The following is a 23,142-nucleotide window of genomic DNA, read 5'->3' as shown; positions in this document are numbered from 1 at the left end:
ATTTCTAATAGCAATACTATGAAACGTCAAGTTTTTATTCTACTAGTTTTTTTAGCAGGATTTCAGCCATTAGTTCAGGCTCAGAAACCTAATAGGATCGCTTATATAGATATGGAATTTATCTTGGCAAATGTTCCTGAATATCAAGAAGCTTCTGCTCAATTAGAAGAACGAGTTCAGAATTGGAAATTGGAGTTGGATAGAGATTTAAAGAAAGTGCAAACAATGCAAATTGCTCTAGAACAAGAAAGACCTTTATTAACAAAGGAACTTATTGAAGAAAGAGAAGCAACAATTGCTTTTGAAGAATCTAAGATCGCAGAGTATCAACAAAAACGTTTTGGGTCTAATGGAGACTTTTTACTTCAGAAGAAACAATTAATTAAACCAATACAAGATCAAGTTTTTAATGCGATCCAAGAAATTGGGACTCAAAGGAATTATGATTATATTTTTGATAGAACTTCTAATGTTGGAATGGTTTTTTCAGCAGAAAAACATAACATTAGCGATCAAGTTTTAAGAATCATTACTAGAGCATCTAAAAGAGAACAATTGAATTCTAGAGGTGAGATTGCTGAAATGGAGATTGAAGAAAATCGTACTGTAGAAGAGGATGAGGAAATTGCTGAAAAGCAACAAGCCGTTCAAGCTGTACAAGACGAAAGAGAAGCTCTTTTAGAAGCAAGAAAACTAGAAAAAGATTCTATAAGAGCTGTAAAGCAAAGAGAATTTGACGAACGAAGAGCGAAAGTTCTAGCCGATAGACAACGTAAAAAAGATTCTATTGATGAAGTTCGGAAGAGAAAGATTGAAGAAATGAAAACTAAAGATAACGATTAATTAATAACGCAAACCTTTAACACTTAACAATTAATACATTAAAAATGAAACAATTTAGAACCCTTTTTATAGCAGTAGCTTTAATGATTGGAGCAACAGCTTTTACAAATGCACAATCTAAAGTAGCTCATATTGCATCTCAAGAATTGGTTGAAACCATGCCTTCTTATAAAGAAGCAATGGGACAATTAGAGAAATTACAAAAGACTTACGATGCAGAGATCAGAGATATGATGACTGAAGCTCAAAAAACAATGCAACGTTACGAATCTGAAGCTGCCACTAAGACAGAAGAAGAAAATGCAAAAAGAGCTCAGGAATTACAAGGAACTCAAAGAAGAATTCAAGAACATGGACAAAAAGCACAACAAGATCTTCAGAAAAAAGAACTTGATCTTTTAAAGCCTGTGTACGAAAAAGCTCGTGTTGCGATCCAAAAAGTTGCAAGAGCAAAAGGATATGATTACGTTTTAGACTCTTCTAATGGAGCTGGTGTGATCATGGCAGATGGTTTTAATCTAATGCCAGATGTAAAGAAAGAATTAGGAATGTAATATTTTCTAAATAATATTTCTAAAAACTGCGCTTCCTTGAAGCGCAGTTTTTATTTTTGTACTAATGAGTAATTCTAATCCTATTGGTTTTTTTGATTCTGGCGTAGGTGGAACTTCTATATGGAATGAAGTTATCCAGTTATTACCAAGAGAAAACAGCATCTATCTCTCAGATAGTAAAAATGCTCCTTATGGAGAAAAACCTATTGAGGAGATTATAGCTTTAAGTAAAAAAAATACTGAAAAGCTTATAGGAATGGGTTGTAAAATTATTGTGGTAGCCTGCAATACTGCAACCACTAATGCGATCCAAGTTTTAAGAACTACCTATTCCCTTCCAATTATAGGAATTGAACCTGCAATTAAACCCGCTGCTTTAAAGTCTCAAACAAAATCTATTGGGATCCTCGCCACAAAGGGAACATTGTCTAGCAAATTATTTTCAAAAACCTCGGAGTTGTACTCCAAAAACATAAATATCATAGAGGTGGTTGGAAATGGACTGGTTAACCTAATAGAACAAGGAAAACAAGATTCTGAGGAAATAAAAGAGTTACTAACCACACTCTTAAAACCCATGTTAGATGCTAAGATAGATTATCTAGTCCTAGGATGTAGCCACTACCCCTATCTTCTCCCAGGTTTAAAAGAGATCTTACCAAGCGGAGTAACCATTATAGATTCTGGAGAAGCTGTAGCAAGACAAACCAAAAAGGTATTATTAGAAAACGATCTAATGAGCGATTCTAAAAACACCCCCAGTCACCTACTTTTTAGTAATGCAGATCCCATTATTTTATCAAAGCTAGTTCATGCTGAAGGCGATGACCTTAAAAAAGTGTCTTATCTAGAATTTTAGTTAATTGCTGGACACTTACAATCGTATCTGCCTCGATCTCTTCCAAAATTGTAACCTAAAGTAATTTGATGAAAGCCGCTATTGCTAAGAACAATAGAATTTATTTGATGCGAATAGGTATAAGCAAAAAGGAATTTTTTATATTCCAGCCCAACAAATGGAGTTACATATTGAAGTTGTTGATTTTCAATTTTAGAACCATCTGTAGTATACTCCGCACCTTCAAAACTTCTTCTATAGGAGATTCCTCCCCAAATATCACCGAACTCTAATGTCCTATATGCCTTTAAATTAGCATCTATTGATTTTTCTGCAGTTTGTTCTCGTAACTGAAATAATATAGAAGGCTCAAAACTCCAATCACTATTATCTTTAGTATAAATATAACCCGTGGAGAACAAATACTTACGCTGATTACTAGGTACGGCATCAGAATAGAATAGATCCCTCTTAACAGGAAGAATATTTTTGGCTGTTGCATGGGCGAAAAAATCTAAATAATAATAAGACATCCCAACATCCATATTTGCATAAATATCTGAAGGATTACCACCACCAATAAGTGGATCAAAATCTGTAAACCCGGACTGATCTAAACTGTGCTGTATAACGCCTAGGCTTATACCAAAAGAAAATTGATTAAGATCTAACTCACTCCTTGATAGTAATAAATGATAAGCTAAAGTTGCATAAGCCCCTTGTTTAGAATAATTTCCATTCTTATCATTAAAAACAATACCTCCAATTCCTATTTTCTCGCTAACTCTTCCATTAACACTTAAAGTTTGTAAACTCGGAGCATCTTTCACGTCAAACCACTGTTGTCTGGCTGTAAGCCTAATTTTATTAAAATTGGCAGCACCTGCCATAGATGGGTGTAATAAGTATAAGTTGTCTGTTAAGTAATCTGAATAAGTAGGTATTACCTCTTGTGCATTCGAGGTAATTATCATAAAAAACGTGACCAAAAAACTAGTGTAAAGACCTAATTTCATTAATAAAATAATTTTAAAAGCACTTTCAGCTTTATGACTTCAGAATACCCGAAATATAAAGTAAGACTCTATACTTAACCAGAATAACAATTGTAAATATATAGATTACCGCACTTTGTTTTAGTAATTTTGCAACAAAATATTGAAGATGAATACATATACAATAAATATAGAACCAACCTCAAATTCGGCTATCCTTAAATTTGAGACCAATCAGTTTCTAACTAGGCATGAAAGCTTTGAGTTTGGGAATATTGAAGAGGCCCAAAAATCTCCCTTGGCACAGCAACTTTTTCACTTACCATTTGTTAAAACCGTTTTTATTGCACAAAACTTTATAGCAATAGAAAAGTATAATATAATAGAGTGGGCAGATGTGCAGGAAGAGGTTTCAGAGCAATTATTAGACTACTTGAATAATGATGGAATTATAATAAAAGAAGAAGATACCGCAACTCCTTCCAAAAAAGTTCCAGTAACGGTCTATGCGGAAACTACACCAAATCCTTCGGTTATGAGATTTGTTGCCAATAAAAAGTTAGTGATCGCTCCTACCGAATTTAAAAATATAGATGCTACCGCGAATGCTCCAATTGCTCGTGAGTTATTTAATTTTCCTTTTGTAAAAGAGATCTTTATTGATGAGAATTATATCTCTATTAATAAATTTGACATCGCTAATTGGGATGAGATCGCAATGGAATTGAGAGAATTCATTACTAAATACATACAAGCGGGAAAAGATATTGTCTTAAAAGAAACTCTTAAAACCGGGACCGAAACAGAGAATGTTGAAAAGCAAACAAACGCCCCTACTTCTACAGAGAATCTGGATCCTGTTTCTAAACAGGTGATAGATATTTTGGAAGAATATATTAAACCTGCAGTTGCCAGTGATGGAGGAAATATAATGTTCGATTCTTATAATGAAGAGACAAAAACCGTAAAAGTTATATTACAGGGAGCTTGTAGCGGTTGCCCGTCTTCTACAGCAACACTTAAAAATGGAATTGAAACTATGATGAGAGATATGCTTAAAGGGCAGGTAGAATATGTTGAAGCCGTAAACGGATAAGCTTATTAATCCTTTAAAGGCAAAGCATTTAACAAAGCTTTATAAGCTATAAATATATAATTTAGTAACTTAGATAGGTATTAATAATAACCAATTTAAAAGAAAAATTATGCCAGTAATTAAAGTGATTGAAGTAATGGCAACCTCTAGTAAAGGTTGGGAAGATGCAGCTAAAAATGCCGTAGTGCATGCAGCCAAAACGGTAAAAAATATCAAATCTGTTTATATAAAAGATCAAAGTGCACGAGTGCAAGGTGAAAATTTAACCGAGTATCGTGTTAACGTTAAAATTTCTTTTGAGGTGAATTAAAAAATTTTCTTCAGAAAAATATAGAGCTAATAACAAGTTATTTCAAAGTCTATCAGACTCAAATTCTTGTTATTAGCTTTTTTTTATTTTAGATATCTATTTATGAAATCAGAAAAGCATACAAATTCACTCATTAAAGAAAGTAGCCCATACCTTTTACAACATGCTCACAATCCAGTAAACTGGAGTCCATGGGGACAGGAGATTTTAGATAAGGCTGCAAAAGACAATAAATTAATTATAATAAGTGTTGGTTATGCTGCGTGCCACTGGTGTCATGTAATGGAACATGAGAGTTTTGAAGATGAAGAAGCTGCAGAGATCATGAACTCTCATTATTATAGCATTAAAGTAGATAGAGAAGAGCGCCCAGATATAGATATGGTATATATGAGTGCAGTGCAGCTTATGACTGGCAGCGGAGGGTGGCCAATGAATATTGTTGCTCTGCCTGATGGCCGGCCAGTTTGGGGTGGCACCTATTTTAAAAAAGAAACTTGGAAAAGTTCCCTATTACAGATTGCCAGACTCTACAAAGAACAGCCTGAAAAATTATATGAATACGCAGAGAAGTTAGGAGCAGGATTAAATAACATGCAACTTATCCCCCAACCTTCCACTCTGGAGAGTGTTTTAGATCTAGATCTTATTTTAGAGAAATTAGAACAGAACTTCGATTGGAAATATGGAGGCACAAAACAGACCCCGAAATTTGTAATCCCTTCTAATTTTGAATTTTTACTGAAATACTCTCAACTTTATAAAAAAAAGAATATTGAAGATTTTGTAAAACAGAGTTTAACTAAAATTTCATTTGGTGGCATTTACGATCATATTGAAGGAGGTTTTTCAAGATATTCTGTAGACGAGAAATGGCATATCCCCCACTTTGAAAAAATGTTGTACGATAATGCCCAAATGTTAAGTTTGTATAGTAAAGCTTTTGCATTAACTAAAATAAATTGGTACAGAGAAGTTGTGGTACAAACTTTAGAATTCATAAAAAACAACCTCACTACTAAAGAGGGTTCTTTTTATTCATCCTTAGATGCAGATAGTATTAATAAAAACGGTAAACTTAAAGAAGGAGCTTTTTATGTATGGGAAATAGATGAACTTAAAGCTTTATTAAAAAATGAGTTCCCCCTTTTTAAAGAATACTACAATGTGAATTCTTATGGGAAATGGGAACATAATGAATATGTCTTAATACGAACAGAGGAAAATGCTCCTTTTTTAGAAAAAAATAAATTAAATGCCGCTGAGTTTTTCCAAATGAAGAAAAATTGGACTACGACTCTTTTAAGTAAAAGAAATAATCGAGAAAAACCTAGATTAGACGACAAGCAACTAACCTCCTGGAACGCTTTAATGCTCTCCGGTTATGTAGATGCTTATAAGATTACCCAGAATAAAGATTACTTAGCAATTGCGCTTAAAAACGCTTCCTTCATCAAAAGGCACCTATACCAAGCTGAAGGAAATCTTAATCGGTCTTATAAAAACGGAGAAAGCTCAATTAATGGCTATTTAGAAGATTATGCTTTTTTAATTGAAGCTTGCATAAAATTATATGAGGTTACCTTAGACCTTATCTGGCTCAGCTTTGCGAAAGAACTCACAGAGTATAGTATTCAGAATTTCCACGAGCCAAAAACTGGCTTATTTTACTTTACTTCAAAAAAAGACGAGCCACTTATTACCCGAAATTATGAGCTATCAGATAATGTGATCCCTGCCTCAAATTCGGTAATGGCACATAATCTATTTAAACTTTCCAAATATTTCGGGAAGGAAGATTTTTACAAAATTTCAGAGGAAATGTTAAGAGCCGTAAAGCCACAGCTTGAAGATTATCCCCAAGGTTATTCCAATTGGTTGAACCTTGAACTTAATTTTAAACACAATTTTTATGAAGTAGTTATTATGGGGCCAAATGCTCTGAAACTACTTAAAGAATTGAATTCACATTATCTTCCAAATATTTTGATAGCGGGATCGGAAACAGCAGACGAATGCTTACCGCTTTTAGAGCAAAGATTTACAGAAGGTGAAGATCTTATCTATGTTTGCTCAAATGGTGCCTGCCAGTTACCAGTAAAAACAATAATTTCAGTATTAGAGTTAATTAAATAGATTTAACAATACTTAAACAGCAGAAATTATCAATTCCGTATTAAAAGCTTTTTTTTTGTAAAAAATTAAATCATATGAAATACTTAGACAATTGGGAGACTTACGCAACAGAATATTCGGATAAATTTATCGACTTTCTTCCGAGTCTACTTTATGCCATCTTCTTGTTGGTCTTTGGATTATGGCTTATTAATATCTTCGTGAAGTACATTCGAAAGTTCTTTGATAAAAAAGATTACGATGAAACTCTAGAGAAATTTGTTACAACTCTTACAAATTGGACTCTTAAGATCATTCTGTTTATTTTAGTGATCACCAAATTAGGTGTAGAGACCACTTCTTTGGTAGCAATAATTGGAGCAGCTGGTTTGGCTATTGGTTTAGCTCTACAAGGTTCCTTATCTAACTTTGCTGGCGGAGTGCTTATTATTATTTTAAAACCATTTAAAATAGGAGATTTTATTGAAGCTCAGGGCGTATCTGGAACCGTACAAGAAACCTCGTTATTCTATACGAAATTAACCACTTTCGGAAATCAATTAGCAGTGATCCCAAACGGGCAGCTTACCAACGATAATATTATAAATTACACTGTAGAAGGTAAGAGAAAGGATGCCATTACAATTGGTATTTCCTACGACAGTAATATAAAAGAAGCTAAAGATATCCTTGTTAATCTTATGACCGAGCAGGAAAAGATCTTTAAAGATCCTGCGCCACAGGTTGTAGTTACAGAACTTGCAGATAGCGCAGTAAATCTATCCTTACGTTTCTGGGCGTATAATGAGGATTTCTGGGATTGCCATTGGTACACAATTGAAGAAGCAAAAACACGATTAGAAGCAGCTGGAGTAGGAATTCCATTTCCACAAAGAGATGTGCATTTTTATAATCATTCAGATAAATCAGGTAAAGAGGAAGGGATTAGTTAATTCTAGCCTGCCATAAAATCTTTTAAATAATAAGGTTCAAAATAAGCGACATCCTCAAAGTCGCTTTTTTTGTATTTAATAGTTGCCAAAGCAACCATTTGAACTGCAGACGGCAATACATTTTCTATATATCGAGCATTTGGATGCTCACATATTTTCTGAAATTTCTCTACGCCACTCCCAATAAAGTAAACTACCTGTTCATCTAGATATTCCTTGTAAGATCCTGCATCCAATATTTTCGCAGACGTCTCTCCTATCTGTTCCTTTTCTTTGTTGAATACAGCGGTATAAACTTCCATACGCCGCGCATCCATCATAGGAATAATGGTACCCTCATTTTCAACCTGATATGCTAAAGAGCTTAGAGTTGGCACAGAAATTAATGGGAGATCTAATGAGAAACATAAACCTTTAGCAGCAGAAACACCTATCCTTAAACCTGTATAAGAACCCGGACCTTTACTAACTGCAATCGCATCTAAGTTGGAGAGTTTTAGATCGTTTTCTTCTAGGATCTCTTTTATAAAATTATGTAGCCTTTCTGCATGAGAATAGCTGGAATCATAATCTTCTTTTAGTGCAAGTAATTTACCGTTCACACCAATTGCAACAGAGCAATTGGTGGAAGCGGTTTCTATGCAAAGTATTGTAGACAATAGTATTTATTTATTCTGAAGGTTTTTCCTCTTTTAGTAAAGTTACCTCATCTCCAGATTTTAAAGATTTTGTAACCGTATTATAAGGTCCTGTGATCACGATCTCTCCTGGTTTTAAACCTGAAAGAATTTCGATATTTCTATCGTCCTGGATCCCCGTCTTAACAACGCGCAATTTAGCCTTATCTCCGTCTTTTACAAAGACAGTTTCAAATTTTTGATCTAAATTTTCTTTACTCTCTTCACTCTTAGCTGAAGATTTTGTGGTAGTAGTATCATTTTTGATAACAATAGCGCTAATTGGCACTCCAATTACATTGCTTTTTCTACGGGTAATAATATCTACAGTAGCCGTCATTCCTGGTCTAAAAGGAGAATAATTTTCTGATTTTCCTTCTAAAAGATCTTTATAGGAAGAGTCTAATATTCTAACCTTTACTTTGAAATTTGTTACCTGATCTGCAGTTAAACCTTGAATTGCAGAATTAGAGATCTCCGTAACCACTCCCTTAAATTCTCTTTTTAAGTAAGCATCTACTTCTACTTTAGTACTATCTCCAACAGATACTTTAACAATATCGTTCTCATTTACATCTACTTCCACTTCCATTTTAGAAAGGTTAGCAACTCGCATAATTTCGGTTCCTGCCATTTGTTGAGTTCCAACAACTCGTTCCCCAAGCTCCACATCCAACTTAGAGATAGTTCCACGCATTGGTGCATAGATACTTGTTCTAGCTAAGTTATCTGTAGCTTCGGTAACTGTTGCTGCAGCACTCTGCATGCTATAATAACTTGCATTTTTGGAAGCTTCAGAACGTTCGTAAGCAGCAACTATCTGGTCCCATTCAGCCTTAGAAATTATCCCTTTATCAAATAAGGTCTTATTTCTATCAAAATTAGATTTAGCTTCTTTTAAACTTGCTTCAGATTGTGCGTAATTTGCTCTTACATTCTGAAGTCCTGCTCTAGATCGCTGCAAATTAGACTGATAAATATCTGGATTAACACGAACTAAAAGATCCCCTTTTTCTACCATTTGTCCTTCCACAATTGGAAGATCAATAATTTCTCCAGATACTTCAGAAGAAAGTTTTACTTCAATCTCTGGCTGAATTTTACCCGTAGCAGAAACAGTTTCAATAATTTCCAAAGGTTCGATCTTTGTGATCTCCACTTCTTTAAAGTTTCCTGAAGCACCAAACCAACCGGCTTTTTTCCCTACTACAAGAACAACTATTAATAAAACTGCAATTACACCAATAATAATAAGTGTTTTTTTCTTCATGATTTAAAATTTAAGATCGGTTACCGGGATTCCAAAATATAACTCGATCACCTTTAATTTGAATATATAATCGTACTTAGTTCGCAATAATTCTGTTTGTGCATTTTCCAGTCTTACTTTAGACTGACTAAAATCGAATGCATTGGTTAGTCCAACATCAAAACGTTCTGTAGCATACAAATAAGCTTGATCTTGTGCCTCTAGTGCAGATTGTGCTGCTTCATAAGCCTTCAAGGCTCCTTGAGCATCTACATAGGCTTGGTATACATTTGCTTCCAAGTCTAATTCGGCTTGTTCCAAACGATACTCTGCTCTTTCTACATTAATCATATTTCGCTTCACCTGATTTCTTGTAGCAAAACCATTTAAAATTGGAATGCTTAGTTGAAGCCCATAAGAAGTTCCATCGTTTTCATATAATTGTTGTGTGAAATCTCTGTTGAAGCTATCATTATCTGCATAACGAGTATTGTAATTATAGAAAGCAGAAAGGGTTGGTAAATAAGCACCTTTGGCAATTTGAACATCTTTCTCTGCGATCAATTTTTGTTCTTCAGCAATTTTAATTTCATAACGCTCCTCTTTCGCTTTTTCAATAAGCTCGTAAGGAGAATTCGCTAAGATTTCATTTCCAACGATCTCATAATCTGCTTCTACAATGTCAAAATTCTGGTAATCTTTAATCAATAATAATTGAGCAAGACTAATTAGTGATATTTGAATGTTGTTTTCTGCAACTATAATTCGCTGTTGTTCATTAGCAGCGGTTGCTTGAATTTCCAGAAGATCTCCCTTTGGTAGCACTCCAGCATCTACTAGATCCTGAGTTCTTTTTAGTTGGTCCCGAGTAATAGTGCTTTGAGATTTTAAAACCTCTAAATTTTGTTTGTTGAAAAGAACTTGTAGGTACGAATTAGCTACAAAAAGAGCAATATCGTCCTTCATTTGTTCCAAGGAGTATTGACTAGAAAGTTTTGAAAGCTTAGCACGCTCTAATTGTCTTAAGTTTCTTAGTCCATCAAAAAGTGTTAAAGATGTAGAAGCTCCTCCAGAAAGGGAAGTGAACCTAGTATTTTCAAATCTGTTATTAGTTGGGTTAATACTTAAACCACCATTACTGGAAGCAGAAACCTGTGCATTTAAAGATGGAATAAAGTTCCCGATGGCATCTGAACGTTCTATATCGGCAGCTTCTATATCTAAAGCCGATTGTTTGATAGAGATATTGTTTTCTAAAGCATATACTACGCATTCTTGCAAAGTCCACTTTTTAGTTTGCGCAGTCACCACTGCGGAAATTAAAAATAAGCAAGCAAGTAAAATTGATTTTTTCATAATTAAGATTGTGAAGGATTGGTCTATGATATTAGGAAGTTGTTACACAAAAAATGAAACTAGTTGTTATTCATGGCTTGAGCGGGTTTAATCTGGTTCCAAACCTTGATCTTATCGTTCTCTGAAATTCCTTTTAAAACCTCAACATATATTCCATCACTAACTCCAAGTTCGATCTCTTTCCTTGTGAATTCTTGATCGCCGGTCATTACTTCCACAAACGGTTTTTGTGTTTTAGGATCAAACTGTACAAGAGCTTCTTTTATAGCCAAAGCATCTACTACTTTAGCAAGAATAATAGAGGCGTTTGCACTTAAACCAGCCCGAATAAATGTGGTATCAGCTTTATTAAGGGTTCCTTTGATATTGAACTGAATGGCTCCATTCTCACTGATTCCTTTTGGGGCGATATAATCTAAAACCGCGTCGAACTTTTTGTTCTCTATTGCCCCTATAGTAATTTCTAATTGAAGATTTTCCTTGATCTTACCAACTTCACTTTCATCTACTTTTCCTTCGAAAATCATATTATTCACATCTGCCAAGGTGGCTAAGGTGGTTCCGTCATTAAAATTATTACTTTCTATAACCTGATTCCCTTCTTTTACCGGCACGTCTAATACCATTCCATTTATAGTAGATCTAATAAGCGTATTTGCCGAGCTTCCTAGCCCACTGGTGGTTCCAGTCTTTATAATTTCATAATTCTGTTGTGCAGATCTATAATTCTGAAGCGATCTTTGGTAAGCAACTTGTGCGTTGTCCCAATCGTTTACAGAGATCACCCCTTTATCAAAAAGAGATTTTTGACGGTCGTATAGTTTTTTCTCAGTATCTAAATTGATCTTAGCCGTAGCAACTCCATCTTTTCCACTTTGTAAAGAAGACACATTCGGGATCACCCTTATTTTAGCAATAAGATCACCAGATTTTATAGCATCTCCAGCTTCAATATAGATCTCGTCTATAATTCCAGAGATATTTGGTTTTATTAGCACCTCTTCCTTAGGAACGATGCTTCCTGTAGCTACAGTTTTCTTTACAATATCTTGCTTGCTCGGAGTCTCGGTTTGATAAACCACAGGATCCTCCTGATTTTTTTGAAATAAATAATACAAAGCACCAACGAATGAAATGGCGATAACTATTAGAATTATTACTGTAACTACTTTCTTCATTTTAAAATGGTATTAATCAATTTATTGTTATTCTGTTCTTAATGCGTCAACGGGCTGGATCTTAATAGCATTTTGCGCTGGAATTAATCCTGCCAAAAGTCCAGATATTATTAAAATACTAAGTGCAATAAATACTACCCCAAGATCTACACTTGGATTGGCAAACATCATTTCTGAAGTATCCACCCCATCTAACTGCATATTCACCAGAGCAATTATTCCGGTTGCTAAAGCTATTCCACACATTCCAGAAATGATGGTTAGAAAGATAGATTCCATTAAAATTTGACCTCTAATGTCCCATGGCGTAGCACCTAAGGCTCTACGAACTCCTATCTCGTTGGTGCGTTCTTTTACAACTATTAGCATGATATTGGATATTCCAATAATTCCAGATAATAAGACCAAGATCCCTACAAAATAGGCCACCGCTTTTAAGGCAATGAATAAGCCGTTGATCTTGCTGAATTCCTGAAAAAGATCAAAATTACCAATAGCTCTATCATCTTCTGGATGAATGCTATGCCTAGATTTTATAACATCGAAGATCTGGGTTTTTAAATCGGTTATTGAAGAACCATCTTCAGCAGTTATAGACATCCAGCCAACGGTTTCTCCCATATTAAAAGCTTGAGAAAAAGCAGTAAATGGCACATAGATCTGTTTTTGATTCTCTTCTGGGTTTCCGTTATTTCCCTTTTTTCTATAGGTGCCTATTACCATAAAGTTCACTCCATTAACCTTTATATAAGAGCCAATAACTTCCTCCCCGGGATCATACATATCATTGATCACTCCAGCACCAAGAATTGCTACTTTTCTATTTTGTTCTATATCGGAATAATTGACAAATCTTCCCGATGTTATATCCATGGGTTCTTGCTTAATAACTTCCGGATAATCCCCATAGACATTAAAAGCTCCGCTTTTAAGTCCGCGCACTACATTGTTTGCTCCCCCAAACCCACCTAACTGATTTCTGGGTGACACATATTTTAAATTTGGTACATTTTGCTTAATGGCAGCAACATCACTTATCTTAAAGTTATAACGCCTCCCTTTTGGCAAACCCTTATATGGCTTAGATGGGGTTTGTGCCCACATAAACATCGAGTTGGTTGCAATACCTCCAAAACCTTGTTTTACACCATTCTCCAATCCCTTTCCTGCGGCTAAGAGTATAACTAATATAAATATTCCCCAAAGCACACCAAAGGCGGTAAGGATAGTCCTAAACCAATTTGAGGTTAAGGCTTCTAATATTTCGCTCCATTTATCTCTACTAAACATATTATTCGTCTCTTAAAGCGATTATAGGTTTTATTCTGGCAGCCCGCCAAGCTGGAAAAAATCCTGCAATAGCTCCAGCCAGAACCAAAATAAATACAGTAGTTAAGGCTACATTAAAGTTCACAGATGGATTGGCAATATATTCTGTCTCTATTAGGGGTCCTACAAATTCCAATAGAGCTAAACTGGTAATGAGTCCAATAAAACCTGAAATAGTGGTAACAAAAATAGATTCATGAAGGATCATCCCAATTATACTTAGTGGTTGAGCACCTAGAGCTTTTCTAATTCCAATCTCTTTAGTACGTTCTTTAACAATGATGAGCATAATATTACTAACCCCCACAATTCCTGCTATAATTGTACATATACCAACTCCCCAGAAAAATATCTTGATCATCTTATTAAGATCATAGAATCTTTTCATATTCTCTAAGCTGTTGTTTACAGTGATTGCCCTTGTGTCATCTGGTGCAACAGAATGTTTTTCTTGTAAATAAGTAACTAATTCCTCAGAAAATTGTTCTGACTCTGCTAATGCTTGTTCAAAATTTTCTCTTTGTGGAAGGGTAAATGCTAGGTTTCTTATATTATTTCCCCCATTAAACACTTTTTGTGCGGTAGAGATGGGAATAAATACTCGTGATTCTTCTCGTTCTCCTCCTGGATCGGAGAACACCCCAATAACCTTAAAATTAATATTGGAAATCTGTACATATTCCCCAATTACATCTTCTCCATTCTTAAACAAATCGTTCTTAACCTTATTTCCAAGAACAACCACTTTTTCTACATTATCATTATCTTTATAATTAAGAAAACGTCCCTGAGTCATGCTAGCATTCTCCAAGAATTGAAAATCTGGCCAAACCCCTTCTACTCTATAATTTCCAGACTCCTTCTTATAATTCACAAGTCCGCTCCAGATTCTAAAAACAGAAGATTTATACTCTAATTGATCTTCGTATTTATTAACGGTGTGATTATAATCATCATTTTTTAAAGTGATCTGTCTCCCTGGATTTAAACCCTTATACTCTTTGGAAGTAACATTGGTCCAAACAAATAACATGTTAGAAGCATCACGTTCAAATTCATTTGAGATTCCATTCTGCATTCCCTGGCCAATTCCTAATAGAATTACCAATATAAAGATTCCCGATGCTACAGAAAGCCCGGTAAGAAACGTACGCAATTTATTTTTGCTTATCGTTTCAAATATCTCTTGCCATCTTTCTAGATCAAACATTACTTAATGCTCTTACTTGGTTCACTTTAGAATCGTCTATTATTACTCCATCCTTTAAGTTCACAATTCTTTTTGTCATTTCTGCAATATCGTGCTCATGAGTAACAATTAGGATTGTTCTTCCTTCATCATTTATTCCTTGGATCAAATCCATCACTTCATAAGAAGTTTTGGTATCTAAAGCTCCGGTAGGTTCATCTGCTAATAAGACTTTTGGATTAGATGCCAATGCTCGTGCAATGGCAACCCGCTGTTTCTGTCCTCCAGAAAGTTCGTTTGGAAGGTGTCCTGCCCAATCTGCTAAACCAACTTTTTCCAGATAGCTCATAGCGATATCTACCCGCTCTTTATGTTTTATACCTTGATAATACAATGGCAAAGCCACATTATCTAACGCATTTTTATAAGAGATGAGATTGAAAGATTGAAATATAAAACCCAAAAATTTATTGCGGTATTGAGCCGCGATCTTTTCATTTAGATTTTTAATAGGAAGACCATCTAGTGTATAGGTGCCAGAATCTGCTTCATCCAGCATCCCAAGAATATTTAGAAGTGTAGATTTACCAGAACCGGAAGAACCCATAATTGAGACTAATTCTCCTTCTGCCACACTGAAATTAATTCCCTTGAGAACATGAAGAGAATTACTCCCCATTTTATAAGATTTGTGCAAATTTTTAATTTCGATCATACTCCTAAAGTTAGAAATACCCGATCTAGACTAAGGTTCCATACTCAGGTATAAGCATTAGACCAAAACTAGTTAAAATTGTTACAGTACTATTTGTTATGAAACTGTTAAATTTTAACTGAACATTAAGAGGTTAGTCGGTAGTTTTTTTATTCCGAAGAGATCTATAAATGAAAAAACCTATACCTCCAATAAGCACATATGGGAAGATCATTAAATATACAATTCCATCATTTATCCCTTTCGCTGTAGCTTCAGAGCCTTCACTTTCCAATACTGCCCTACACATTGCACATTGTGCTTCCGCCAAAATTGGCATCATAGTAAATAAAAATAATAGGATAATCGACTTAATTTTCATTTCAACTTATTCAGAATTAATTCAGAAAATTCACCACTATAAATTTATAAAAATTAATAGTACGGCCACATAAAAACATACACCAAAACTCCGGTTACTGAAACATACAACCAGATTGGAAATGTCCAACGTGCAATTTTTGCGTGTTTATTATATTGCCCAGACAACCCACGATACATAGTAAACAATACTAGAGGAACTATAATTGCAGAAAGTATAATATGAGTTATAAGAATAAAGAAATAGAGATAACGTAGTATTCCTTCTCCTCCATAAGGAACTGGCTCGTTACTGATCTTGGAGATCACATAACTCACTAAAAAAACAGATGATAGCACAAATGCCATGATCATAATATTTCTGTGCCATTTGTATTCTTTAATGCTCATTAGAAAATACCCAACAGTAAGCAACAATGCAGTACTTCCGTTAAGAACAGCATGAAAAAAAGGAAATGTACCAGATTGGGTTCCAAAAATATTATAGCGTTCTGGTAAATACATTAAAATAATAACTACAATAGGGATAAGTATTGAAAGGGCTATTATTATAGGAACCGCAATTTTATCTGTTTTATTATTTACCATTTATAATAGTTTTTTAAGATCTTCTATTAAAATATCTATTTGTGGTTCTTCCTCTCCTTCTAGAACAGAAGCTCCACGTTCTATAGATCCTTTATAATAGATAATTGGATTTCCAAATTTATCTAAGCGGGAACGCACATAACCTTCTCTATCTACCAATGCGAATAAACCAGAATGGGCAAATCCTCCAGGAACTGTACTATCTGTATTAGCAAAGATCCCAAAACCTTTATTTGCCAATGAATAAATAGCTTCTTTATCTCCGGTTAAAAAATTCCAATTAGGATTATCAATTTCATAATTTTCGGCATATTCTTTAAGCACCTTTGGAGTATCATGATTTGGATCTATAGTAATAGAAACAATTCCAAAATCTTTATTCTCCCCTAACTCATTTTCAACCTCTACCAAATTCTTGTTCATAATCGGACAAATAGATGGACAGGTTGTGAAGAAAAATTCTACTATATATACTTTTCCCAAATAATCATTATTAGAGATAGTATCACCATTTTGGTTCACAAACTTAAAATCCGGAACTTTTTTATTTTCCCCATATAATTCTATATAAGAAAGTTCATCTGAATTTGTAAGACCTTTACCTATATTCAAACGGTCATTTTTCACAACTTCGTCATTAGTGATCCTATCTATGATCTTTGGTATAAAGATGATACCAAAAATTAATATTACTAAGGATATCCCTATATAAGATTTGTTGTTCATTACTTCTTATTTATTGTGGAATTATATTTCTTTAAAGCCAATCTGTATTCTGCTAAGATCACTTTAATATCATCATTCATCTTATTACCTAATTCTGAAACAGATCTAGAATCGTAACCATAAAGCAGTCCATCTTCATCATCATCTCTCCCCCTTAAATTAGAATCTTTATCTATTATAAAAACGTATGGAGTTTGCAGGTTAGAATCTAATTCTAAATTTGTTTTAAAGCTTTTAAAAACATCTTTGATCTCACTTGGCTCTGCATACACAAAACTCCAATAATTGGAATTAGTGATGTTGTTAAACTCCGATACAAATTGTTGTGATTGCAACTTAGCTTGATTTGGAAGAATGATCACAAATTGAAAATCATCAAATTTATAGAACTTCTCTAGAATTTTTTTATCCAGATTAAATGTGTTTCCTTTTAACGCAGCCAGATCATTGCCAAAGAAAGCAACTATGCTAATTTTATTTTGAAAGCTTACAATTGAATCTCTATTATTCTCTAGATCTCGTATATCTTTTACTTGCTCTGTAAGTACAGGTAGTTTAGCAAAATTATTTATTCCAGAAGAAAAGAATAAATAGGCAACTATAGGTAATAAGAATAAAACGCCGAGTATTAAAAATTTCTTCATAAAGCCGTGTTGTTACGGGTTACAAAAGTAAAAAGACGGTTTTAAATAACCGTCTTTTCTTATGCTTTTAACTTATAGTAGAATATTAAAAATCCCAGGCTACCTGACCGTTCTTATAAACATCGAAGATATAATCTCCTTCTGTTAATAAAATGAACATCAAATAACTTATTAAAAAGATCGATGACCAAACAACAGCTCTACGAAGGCCTTTAGATTCTCCTTCTAAATGCATAAATGCCCACGCAATATAATATGCTTTATAAATAGTAAGTATAATGAAGATCCAGTTAAGCAACTTCATTGCAAGGAACGTTGTGTCTACAAGGAAATCAGGTTTAATGATCCCTAAGATTACCTCTACTATTGTAACTACAGAAAGTAGGGCAAAAACAAACCAAATTCTTTTGGTATTAGACTCGTGGTGATGTGTAGTACTATGTGCCATTTTTATTTATTTCAGAATTAAACCAGGTAAAAGAATGTAAATACAAATACCCAAACTAAATCTACAAAGTGCCAGTATAAACCAACCTTTTCTACCATTTCATAACTTCCTCTTCTCTCGTATGTCCCTAAGATCACATTGAAAAAGATGATGATATTAATTATAACTCCAGATAAAACGTGGAATCCGTGGAAACCAGTTATAAAGAAGAAGAAATCTGCAAATAAGGGTGGGCCGTATTCATTCTCTGTAAGATTAGCTCCTTGAACCACGCCAATAGCTTCAGCGTTTAGTTTACTAATAGATTCCTCTCTAGAAAGTATCGTTTTTTCGCCATTCTCATCGAATATTTTAGTTCTAACTAAAATGTTTTCATTTGCAGCAAAACCAGCTTTTACTTCTTCAATAGTATATTCAGATACAGTTTCATTTTCTGTAAACCAAATCCCATTATTTCTCTGATTAGCTACTCTAGTAACAGGTAATTCTGCCACAAAATCTGCGATAGCAACACGTTTCCCATCTGCATCTACGAACTGAAGAATGTTTCCTCCGTTAGTAGTTACTGCTCCATATTCACCTTTAATAAAATTCTTCCATTCCCATGCTTGTGAACCTACGAAGATGGCTCCTCCAATAATGGTTAGAAACATATACAAGGTCACCTTACCTTTCTTCATATGATGACCAGCATCTACTGCCAGTACCATAGTTACAGAAGAGAAAATAAGAATGAACGTCATAAACGCTACATAATACATAGGAGCGTCTACTCCATGCAAAAACGGGAAGTGATTAAACACTTCATCGGCAATAGGCCAAGAATCTATGAATTTAAATCTTGAAAAACCGTAAGCAGCTAAGAATCCTGAAAATGTAAGTGCATCAGAAACGATGAAGAACCACATCATCATTTTACCGTAACTAGCCTTTAATGGCTCATTTCCACCGCCCCAGGTTTTACCTTCGGTGCCTGTTCTAATAACAGTAGCTTCCATATGAAGAATTTGATTTTATATGATGGGCAAAAATACGCAAATTTATTATCTAAAGAAATATAAAAATACAAACAGGTAAACCCAGAGCGCATCCAAGAAGTGCCAAAAGGTGACACCTAGCTCAATTCCAAGCATTTGACCCTTTTTGTATCGTTGTTTAAAATGGTTATAAATTACAACCAAAAGTACTATTAAGCCTGCCGTAAGGTGGGCAAGATGCAATAAAACAACTACATAAATAAAGGAAGTAGTAATTGTGCTCTCACTTCCTGTAAAATAATAACCTGATGCTATAATTTCTGAAAAACTTCGGAATTGTAGATCCACAAATAATATTCCCAAAGCCAATGTAGTTAATAACATCACAGTAGCTTGTGACCGACTTTCCTTTAAAATAGCTCTCTTAGCAAGCATAAATGTGATACTACTAATAATAATAACCAGGGTGCTCCAATATAAGGTCTCTGGTAATTCAAAATCGGAAATCCAGTCTGGTCTATTCTTACTTACCACATAGGCACTGGTTATTCCTGCAAACATCATTACCATACTTGCAATACCAAACCATAGCATCATTTTTTTGGCTCTGCCAATTTTGTAACTACGGGTCTCTTGTGTTATATCCATTCTCTTAAAAATTTATCCAATACATAAACAATTTGCAAAAGTGTGATATAGGACACACTAGCAAACATTAATTTTTTAGCTGAGATCGCATCACGATTCTTATATAATTTGAATGCATAATACAACATACCTAAACCAAGCACTAAAATAATAGCCCCTGCATAAGGAGTAAGGAAGAGTCTTCCTGTAACCCCAAAAACTGGGATTAAGGATACCAAAATTGTCCAAACTGTATACAAGATGACTTGAATAGCCGTCCCTTTATCTCTTTTTCCTGTAGGCAACATAAAAAACCCACCTTTTTTATAATCATCAAACAACCACCAACCAATAGCCCAAAAGTGAGGGAATTGCCAAAAGAACTGGATCATGAATAGCGTTCCAGGCTCTATACTAAACTCATTAGTTGCTGCAACCCAACCTAACATAAAAGGAATAGCTCCAGGAAAGGCTCCAACAAATACAGATAAAGGAGTTCTAGTTTTAAGTGGAGTATAAACACTAACATACAGAAAGATGCTAATTGCCCCAAACATAGCTGTTTTAGGGTTAATTATATACAGAACTATCAAACCAATAACGGTAAGACTGCTTGCAATAATAAATGCAGTGTTTACAGACATTCTCCCCGCAGGGATTGGTCTATTCTTTGTGCGATCCATCAAAACATCAAGATCTCGCTCTATAATTTGATTGTAAGCATTAGAAGCGCCTACCATGCAATATCCACCAATTGCCAATAATAAAACGGTAACAAAATTCACCACTTCTGCTCCCAAAAAATATCCCGCCACAGATGAAAAAACCACACTAATTGCCAATCGCATTTTAGTGATCTCTTTAAAATCTGAAAGTACTGATATAGAAGGGGTATGTACGCTTGTATTACTCAAAAAAAGCAATTTAATATTTGGCGCAAAGATACTTCTTAATTGTGTTTTAACAAGAATGTGAAAAAGTTAATTTTCAGAAGATTACCTACTCAAAAAAATATAGATTTATAGACCAATGAGCTTTTTAGACAAGGAGCCCTATCTTTAATCAGTATTTATCATAATCTCTCATTGTTATTGAAATAAACTAACTTAATAAGTTCGTTTTTAATAAGAGAATGCAATAACTGTTAATATTCGTAATACCAATTAAATATATCTGTTCTAATTCCCACATTTAACCAAACTGTACTCTCTTTTGAAATAAGGTCGGTATTTACCTGCGGATTAAAATTTCTATAAATAAGACTTCCAAATAGTTTTAGATTGGTCACCGGATTAATAATATACCCTGCTTCTACTTCAGAAAAGAAAGTGTTGGTAGTATTTCCTTGCCCAATTTTTACACCATCCTCAAAAGCACGATCCCGTTCACTTCGGTAAATATTACCGCCATAATACCTATCATCACTTCCATCATCGAAATCGAAACCACGTTTCCCATAGATCACTTTAGCACTACCAAATATCCTGTCTTTTCTATATCTAGCAATCCCTATAATCTCCCTAAAATTAGAGCCCCACAAGTGCGCAAGAGATTGATTGTTATGTCCGTAATTTAATACAACAGAATTATGAGAATACGTATAAGGTCTAACTTGATTGTATTCAGCTTGTAAATAAAGATCTGGCACATTAAAAGCATCAAAGTATTTAACGCCTAACTGGTAGCCTAATTTATTCTTCCAGCTTTGATTGCCGCCAAAGATCTTTTCTGTAGAAAATTCATCGATCACCCACTGTCCATAAAGATTGATCTGATCATTCCACTTATACTTTCCTGTGAGCCCAATAATTGCATTTCCCCCTCTAGCGCCAGTAGAAAACTCTATGGATCTATAAAAAATCACCGGATTCAAATAATTAACATCGAAACCGCGCCCATTATCATTTTGCCAGATCACAGATTCGAATAAACCAAGATTAAATCTTTTAGTAAGATTCAAACTCAAGTAATGATTTGCCATATATTTAGTTCTATAAGAACCTTCCGCAGACACTTCTTCCCGCACATCACGCAAAGACATAAATGTATTGGTATATTTAAGTTTCCAAAAACTGGTGTTAAATTTTAAAAATGGATACGGACTAGCAATATCACTCATTAACAACGACCGATAACCATCGCCAATAAAATTCTTTCCATGACCAAACTGCACATTAAAGAAGTCTGAAACTTTATAAGACAAATAACCTTCAGCTACAGGAAAATCATATCCATCTTCTAAAAATTCCTTTGCAATCCCTCTCCCCGGAATAATCGCTGGGTTTCCACCAAATGGATCAATACTCTCTGCATATCTATTAAAATAATCGGCAAAGCGACCTTGACTTTCAAAAACCACTGTGTAGAAATTAAAATTCTTCCCCAATCCTCCCTGAAAAATAGCACCTCGGGTATTATTATAGGTAAATGCAACATCACTCTGAAAATCCTTTCCTACTTGTAGATCTACAACTACATCTCCAGTAAACCAATAATTCTCTCCCTGAAAAGTTACTAAGTGCTCATCCCATATCTTTCTACCTACCCAGGCTTTACGAGCTTTGCCTTGCTTAAATTCGGCATCAAAATCGTAATATTTAGAAACTTCATTGTAGATATAAGGCTTAGTGGCAGTGTGACTATTATTTCCAACCCTATTCATCTCCGCATCAAACCTATTGTAGCGCTCATGAGAAAGCGGCACAAACAAATTACTAGAATTTATTTTGCTAATAAATGGCTCAGAAACTATACTATCATATTCTGTAAGTGACTTTTTCTTTTGAACAGATCTATTTTCTGTTGTGGTAATTGCTTCGGCGGAAGGAGACAACATTTTGGTATATCCTAAAGGGATCTTTAAAGGAAATCTAAACTGGGCATAAGTTGGATTGCCATTATAAGTGGCTGGGGAGATAATAGGAAGTTCTTCAAAAACTCGTTGAATCTCCTCTTTTAATTCTGAATAGATAGCATCTATATAAAGAACTTTGAACTTTCCTTCTTTAGTAACTTCAAAAAGAACTATAGCTTCTCCTTTATAATTCTCTTCCGAAACCTTTGCAGGCAATTGAAAATTATCGGTAAACAATTGCATCAAGGTATTTTTAAAACATGTTTCCTCTGCATTAAAATCTACTTCTGAACAATTAGAAAAAGATGGATAAGTTTCAAATTCAGAAAATCCGTCTTGCGGAAATGCATTGTAGGATATAAAATAAAGCAGCAGAAATCCAAAATACTTCATAGAGGGAATACGAATATTATAGGTTGAAACAGGCGAAAGATACCAAATTTTTTATTCTTTAGAACAAGAAGTCTACAAACTAAAAAATTCCCAAACTGCAAGGCAGAATGGGAATTCTATATAATTTT

General features: G+C 34.4%; 24 protein-coding genes. 7 read left to right on the top strand and 17 right to left on the bottom strand.

Annotated elements, in window-relative coordinates; translation table 11 throughout:
• The first annotated feature begins 18 nt into the window (after window positions 1-18).
• The 3 genes from BC962_RS04670 (at window position 19) to murI (ending at window position 2,256) form a co-directional block, all read left to right on the top strand.
• A complete protein-coding gene (locus BC962_RS04670) occupies window positions 19-843 on the top strand; it encodes an OmpH family outer membrane protein (protein WP_121344716.1) in 825 nt (274 codons plus the stop codon).
• A gap of 44 nt (window positions 844-887) precedes the next feature.
• A complete protein-coding gene (locus BC962_RS04665; RefSeq protein WP_121344715.1) occupies window positions 888-1,397 on the top strand; it encodes an OmpH family outer membrane protein in 510 nt (169 codons plus the stop codon).
• A 64-nt stretch (window positions 1,398-1,461) separates the two neighbouring features.
• The gene (gene murI / locus BC962_RS04660) at window positions 1,462-2,256 is read left to right on the top strand and encodes a glutamate racemase (protein ID WP_121344714.1); all 795 of its coding nucleotides are present in this window, start codon (window positions 1,462-1,464) and stop codon (window positions 2,254-2,256) included.
• Here murI and BC962_RS04655 read toward each other — a convergent pair.
• Window positions 2,253-3,251: a PorP/SprF family type IX secretion system membrane protein gene (locus BC962_RS04655; RefSeq protein WP_121344713.1), complete on the bottom strand. Its 999-nt coding sequence runs from the start codon at window positions 3,249-3,251 to the stop codon at window positions 2,253-2,255. The two genes, murI and BC962_RS04655, sit on opposite strands and share 4 nt — an antisense overlap.
• A 148-nt stretch (window positions 3,252-3,399) precedes the next feature.
• Here BC962_RS04655 and BC962_RS04650 point away from each other — a divergent pair, with 148 nt between their 5' ends.
• From BC962_RS04650 to BC962_RS04635, 4 genes are all read left to right on the top strand, one after another.
• Entirely contained in the window at window positions 3,400-4,326 is a 927-nt protein-coding gene (locus tag BC962_RS04650; protein ID WP_121344712.1) for a NifU family protein, read from the top strand.
• Window positions 4,327-4,435: 109 nt separating this feature from the next.
• Window positions 4,436-4,636: a dodecin family protein gene (locus BC962_RS04645; RefSeq protein ID WP_121344711.1), complete on the top strand. Its 201-nt coding sequence runs from the start codon at window positions 4,436-4,438 to the stop codon at window positions 4,634-4,636.
• A 102-nt stretch (window positions 4,637-4,738) separates the two neighbouring features.
• Window positions 4,739-6,772 carry a thioredoxin domain-containing protein gene (locus BC962_RS04640; protein ID WP_121344710.1) on the top strand — a complete coding sequence of 678 codons (2,034 nt, stop codon included), beginning with the start codon at window positions 4,739-4,741 and terminating at the stop codon, window positions 6,770-6,772.
• Between the two features lie 74 nt (window positions 6,773-6,846).
• The gene (locus tag BC962_RS04635; RefSeq protein ID WP_121344709.1) at window positions 6,847-7,704 is read left to right on the top strand and encodes a mechanosensitive ion channel family protein; all 858 of its coding nucleotides are present in this window, start codon (window positions 6,847-6,849) and stop codon (window positions 7,702-7,704) included.
• Between the two features lie 2 nt (window positions 7,705-7,706).
• Here BC962_RS04635 and tsaB read toward each other — a convergent pair whose 3' ends face one another.
• The 16 genes from tsaB to BC962_RS04555 all read right to left on the bottom strand — a co-directional run bounded on the left by tsaB (window position 7,707) and on the right by BC962_RS04555 (window position 23,014).
• Window positions 7,707-8,363 (bottom strand): tRNA (adenosine(37)-N6)-threonylcarbamoyltransferase complex dimerization subunit type 1 TsaB, encoded by a 657-nt coding sequence (gene tsaB, locus BC962_RS04630; RefSeq protein WP_121344708.1) that lies wholly within the window; start codon window positions 8,361-8,363, stop codon window positions 7,707-7,709.
• A gap of 10 nt (window positions 8,364-8,373) precedes the next feature.
• Window positions 8,374-9,651, bottom strand: a complete 1,278-nt coding sequence (locus BC962_RS04625) for an efflux RND transporter periplasmic adaptor subunit (protein WP_121344707.1) — start codon at window positions 9,649-9,651, stop codon at window positions 8,374-8,376.
• A gap of 3 nt (window positions 9,652-9,654) precedes the next feature.
• Window positions 9,655-10,986, bottom strand: a complete 1,332-nt coding sequence (locus tag BC962_RS04620) for a TolC family protein (protein ID WP_121344706.1) — start codon at window positions 10,984-10,986, stop codon at window positions 9,655-9,657.
• Window positions 10,987-11,045: 59 nt separating this feature from the next.
• The gene (locus tag BC962_RS04615; protein ID WP_121344705.1) at window positions 11,046-12,164 is read right to left on the bottom strand and encodes an efflux RND transporter periplasmic adaptor subunit; all 1,119 of its coding nucleotides are present in this window, start codon (window positions 12,162-12,164) and stop codon (window positions 11,046-11,048) included.
• Window positions 12,165-12,191: 27 nt separating this feature from the next.
• On the bottom strand, window positions 12,192-13,454 hold the full coding sequence (locus BC962_RS04610; RefSeq protein ID WP_121344704.1) for an ABC transporter permease: 1,263 nt from the start codon (window positions 13,452-13,454) through the stop codon (window positions 12,192-12,194).
• Window position 13,455: 1 nt separating this feature from the next.
• Entirely contained in the window at window positions 13,456-14,703 is a 1,248-nt protein-coding gene (locus tag BC962_RS04605) for an ABC transporter permease (RefSeq protein WP_121344703.1), read from the bottom strand.
• A complete protein-coding gene (locus BC962_RS04600; RefSeq protein WP_121344702.1) occupies window positions 14,696-15,397 on the bottom strand; it encodes an ABC transporter ATP-binding protein in 702 nt (233 codons plus the stop codon). The genes BC962_RS04605 and BC962_RS04600 overlap by 8 nt, the downstream gene beginning before the upstream one ends.
• Window positions 15,398-15,530: 133 nt before the next feature.
• On the bottom strand, window positions 15,531-15,758 hold the full coding sequence (locus tag BC962_RS04595; RefSeq protein ID WP_121344701.1) for a hypothetical protein: 228 nt from the start codon (window positions 15,756-15,758) through the stop codon (window positions 15,531-15,533).
• 53 nt (window positions 15,759-15,811) lie between these two features.
• The gene (locus BC962_RS04590) at window positions 15,812-16,345 is read right to left on the bottom strand and encodes a DUF420 domain-containing protein (RefSeq protein WP_121344700.1); all 534 of its coding nucleotides are present in this window, start codon (window positions 16,343-16,345) and stop codon (window positions 15,812-15,814) included.
• Window positions 16,346-17,071 (bottom strand): SCO family protein, encoded by a 726-nt coding sequence (locus BC962_RS04585; protein ID WP_121344699.1) that lies wholly within the window; start codon window positions 17,069-17,071, stop codon window positions 16,346-16,348.
• Window positions 17,071-17,715, bottom strand: a complete 645-nt coding sequence (locus BC962_RS04580) for a hypothetical protein (RefSeq protein ID WP_121344698.1) — start codon at window positions 17,713-17,715, stop codon at window positions 17,071-17,073. Before BC962_RS04580 ends, BC962_RS04585 begins: the two co-directional genes overlap by 1 nt.
• 85 nt (window positions 17,716-17,800) lie before the next feature.
• Window positions 17,801-18,163, bottom strand: coding sequence for a cytochrome C oxidase subunit IV family protein (locus BC962_RS04575; protein ID WP_121344697.1), 363 nt, complete (start codon window positions 18,161-18,163; stop codon window positions 17,801-17,803).
• A gap of 17 nt (window positions 18,164-18,180) precedes the next feature.
• Entirely contained in the window at window positions 18,181-19,161 is a 981-nt protein-coding gene (locus BC962_RS04570) for a cytochrome c oxidase subunit 3 (RefSeq protein WP_121344696.1), read from the bottom strand.
• A 45-nt stretch (window positions 19,162-19,206) separates the two neighbouring features.
• Window positions 19,207-19,788 (bottom strand): cytochrome c oxidase subunit 3, encoded by a 582-nt coding sequence (locus tag BC962_RS04565; RefSeq protein ID WP_121344695.1) that lies wholly within the window; start codon window positions 19,786-19,788, stop codon window positions 19,207-19,209.
• On the bottom strand, window positions 19,779-20,681 hold the full coding sequence (gene cyoE / locus BC962_RS04560; protein ID WP_121344694.1) for a heme o synthase: 903 nt from the start codon (window positions 20,679-20,681) through the stop codon (window positions 19,779-19,781). Before cyoE ends, BC962_RS04565 begins: the two co-directional genes overlap by 10 nt.
• A 230-nt stretch (window positions 20,682-20,911) precedes the next feature.
• The gene (locus BC962_RS04555; RefSeq protein WP_121344693.1) at window positions 20,912-23,014 is read right to left on the bottom strand and encodes a gliding motility protein RemB; all 2,103 of its coding nucleotides are present in this window, start codon (window positions 23,012-23,014) and stop codon (window positions 20,912-20,914) included.
• Window positions 23,015-23,142 lie beyond the last annotated feature (128 nt).

The sequence above is a fragment of the Gillisia mitskevichiae genome (assembly GCF_003634585.1).
GTDB lineage: Bacteria > Bacteroidota > Bacteroidia > Flavobacteriales > Flavobacteriaceae > Gillisia > Gillisia mitskevichiae.
Note: the sequence above shows the minus strand (reverse complement) of the source record. Positions and strands in the feature narration are given on the sequence as shown.

What these genes read in the sequence shown, in the direction of transcription:
- BC962_RS04620 (WP_121344706.1), bottom strand. Translation starts at nt 10,986, where the DNA reads ATGAAAAAATCAATTTTACTTGCTTGCTTATTTTTAATTTCCGCAGTG.
- BC962_RS04555 (WP_121344693.1), bottom strand. Translation starts at nt 23,014, where the DNA reads ATGAAGTATTTTGGATTTCTGCTGCTTTATTTTATATCCTACAATGCA.
- BC962_RS04665 (WP_121344715.1), top strand. Translation starts at nt 888, where the DNA reads ATGAAACAATTTAGAACCCTTTTTATAGCAGTAGCTTTAATGATTGGA.
- BC962_RS04670 (WP_121344716.1), top strand. Translation starts at nt 19, where the DNA reads ATGAAACGTCAAGTTTTTATTCTACTAGTTTTTTTAGCAGGATTTCAG.
- BC962_RS04625 (WP_121344707.1), bottom strand. Translation starts at nt 9,651, where the DNA reads ATGAAGAAAAAAACACTTATTATTATTGGTGTAATTGCAGTTTTATTA.
- BC962_RS04635 (WP_121344709.1), top strand. Translation starts at nt 6,847, where the DNA reads ATGAAATACTTAGACAATTGGGAGACTTACGCAACAGAATATTCGGAT.
- BC962_RS04585 (WP_121344699.1), bottom strand. Translation starts at nt 17,071, where the DNA reads ATGAACAACAAATCTTATATAGGGATATCCTTAGTAATATTAATTTTT.
- BC962_RS04645 (WP_121344711.1), top strand. Translation starts at nt 4,436, where the DNA reads ATGCCAGTAATTAAAGTGATTGAAGTAATGGCAACCTCTAGTAAAGGT.
- BC962_RS04640 (WP_121344710.1), top strand. Translation starts at nt 4,739, where the DNA reads ATGAAATCAGAAAAGCATACAAATTCACTCATTAAAGAAAGTAGCCCA.
- BC962_RS04590 (WP_121344700.1), bottom strand. Translation starts at nt 16,345, where the DNA reads ATGGTAAATAATAAAACAGATAAAATTGCGGTTCCTATAATAATAGCC.
- BC962_RS04570 (WP_121344696.1), bottom strand. Translation starts at nt 19,161, where the DNA reads ATGGAAGCTACTGTTATTAGAACAGGCACCGAAGGTAAAACCTGGGGC.
- BC962_RS04575 (WP_121344697.1), bottom strand. Translation starts at nt 18,163, where the DNA reads ATGGCACATAGTACTACACATCACCACGAGTCTAATACCAAAAGAATT.
- BC962_RS04600 (WP_121344702.1), bottom strand. Translation starts at nt 15,397, where the DNA reads ATGATCGAAATTAAAAATTTGCACAAATCTTATAAAATGGGGAGTAAT.
- BC962_RS04650 (WP_121344712.1), top strand. Translation starts at nt 3,400, where the DNA reads ATGAATACATATACAATAAATATAGAACCAACCTCAAATTCGGCTATC.
- BC962_RS04580 (WP_121344698.1), bottom strand. Translation starts at nt 17,715, where the DNA reads ATGAAGAAATTTTTAATACTCGGCGTTTTATTCTTATTACCTATAGTT.
- BC962_RS04610 (WP_121344704.1), bottom strand. Translation starts at nt 13,454, where the DNA reads ATGTTTAGTAGAGATAAATGGAGCGAAATATTAGAAGCCTTAACCTCA.
- BC962_RS04595 (WP_121344701.1), bottom strand. Translation starts at nt 15,758, where the DNA reads ATGAAAATTAAGTCGATTATCCTATTATTTTTATTTACTATGATGCCA.
- BC962_RS04605 (WP_121344703.1), bottom strand. Translation starts at nt 14,703, where the DNA reads ATGTTTGATCTAGAAAGATGGCAAGAGATATTTGAAACGATAAGCAAA.
- murI (WP_121344714.1), top strand. Translation starts at nt 1,462, where the DNA reads ATGAGTAATTCTAATCCTATTGGTTTTTTTGATTCTGGCGTAGGTGGA.
- BC962_RS04565 (WP_121344695.1), bottom strand. Translation starts at nt 19,788, where the DNA reads ATGGATATAACACAAGAGACCCGTAGTTACAAAATTGGCAGAGCCAAA.
- BC962_RS04655 (WP_121344713.1), bottom strand. Translation starts at nt 3,251, where the DNA reads ATGAAATTAGGTCTTTACACTAGTTTTTTGGTCACGTTTTTTATGATA.
- BC962_RS04615 (WP_121344705.1), bottom strand. Translation starts at nt 12,164, where the DNA reads ATGAAGAAAGTAGTTACAGTAATAATTCTAATAGTTATCGCCATTTCA.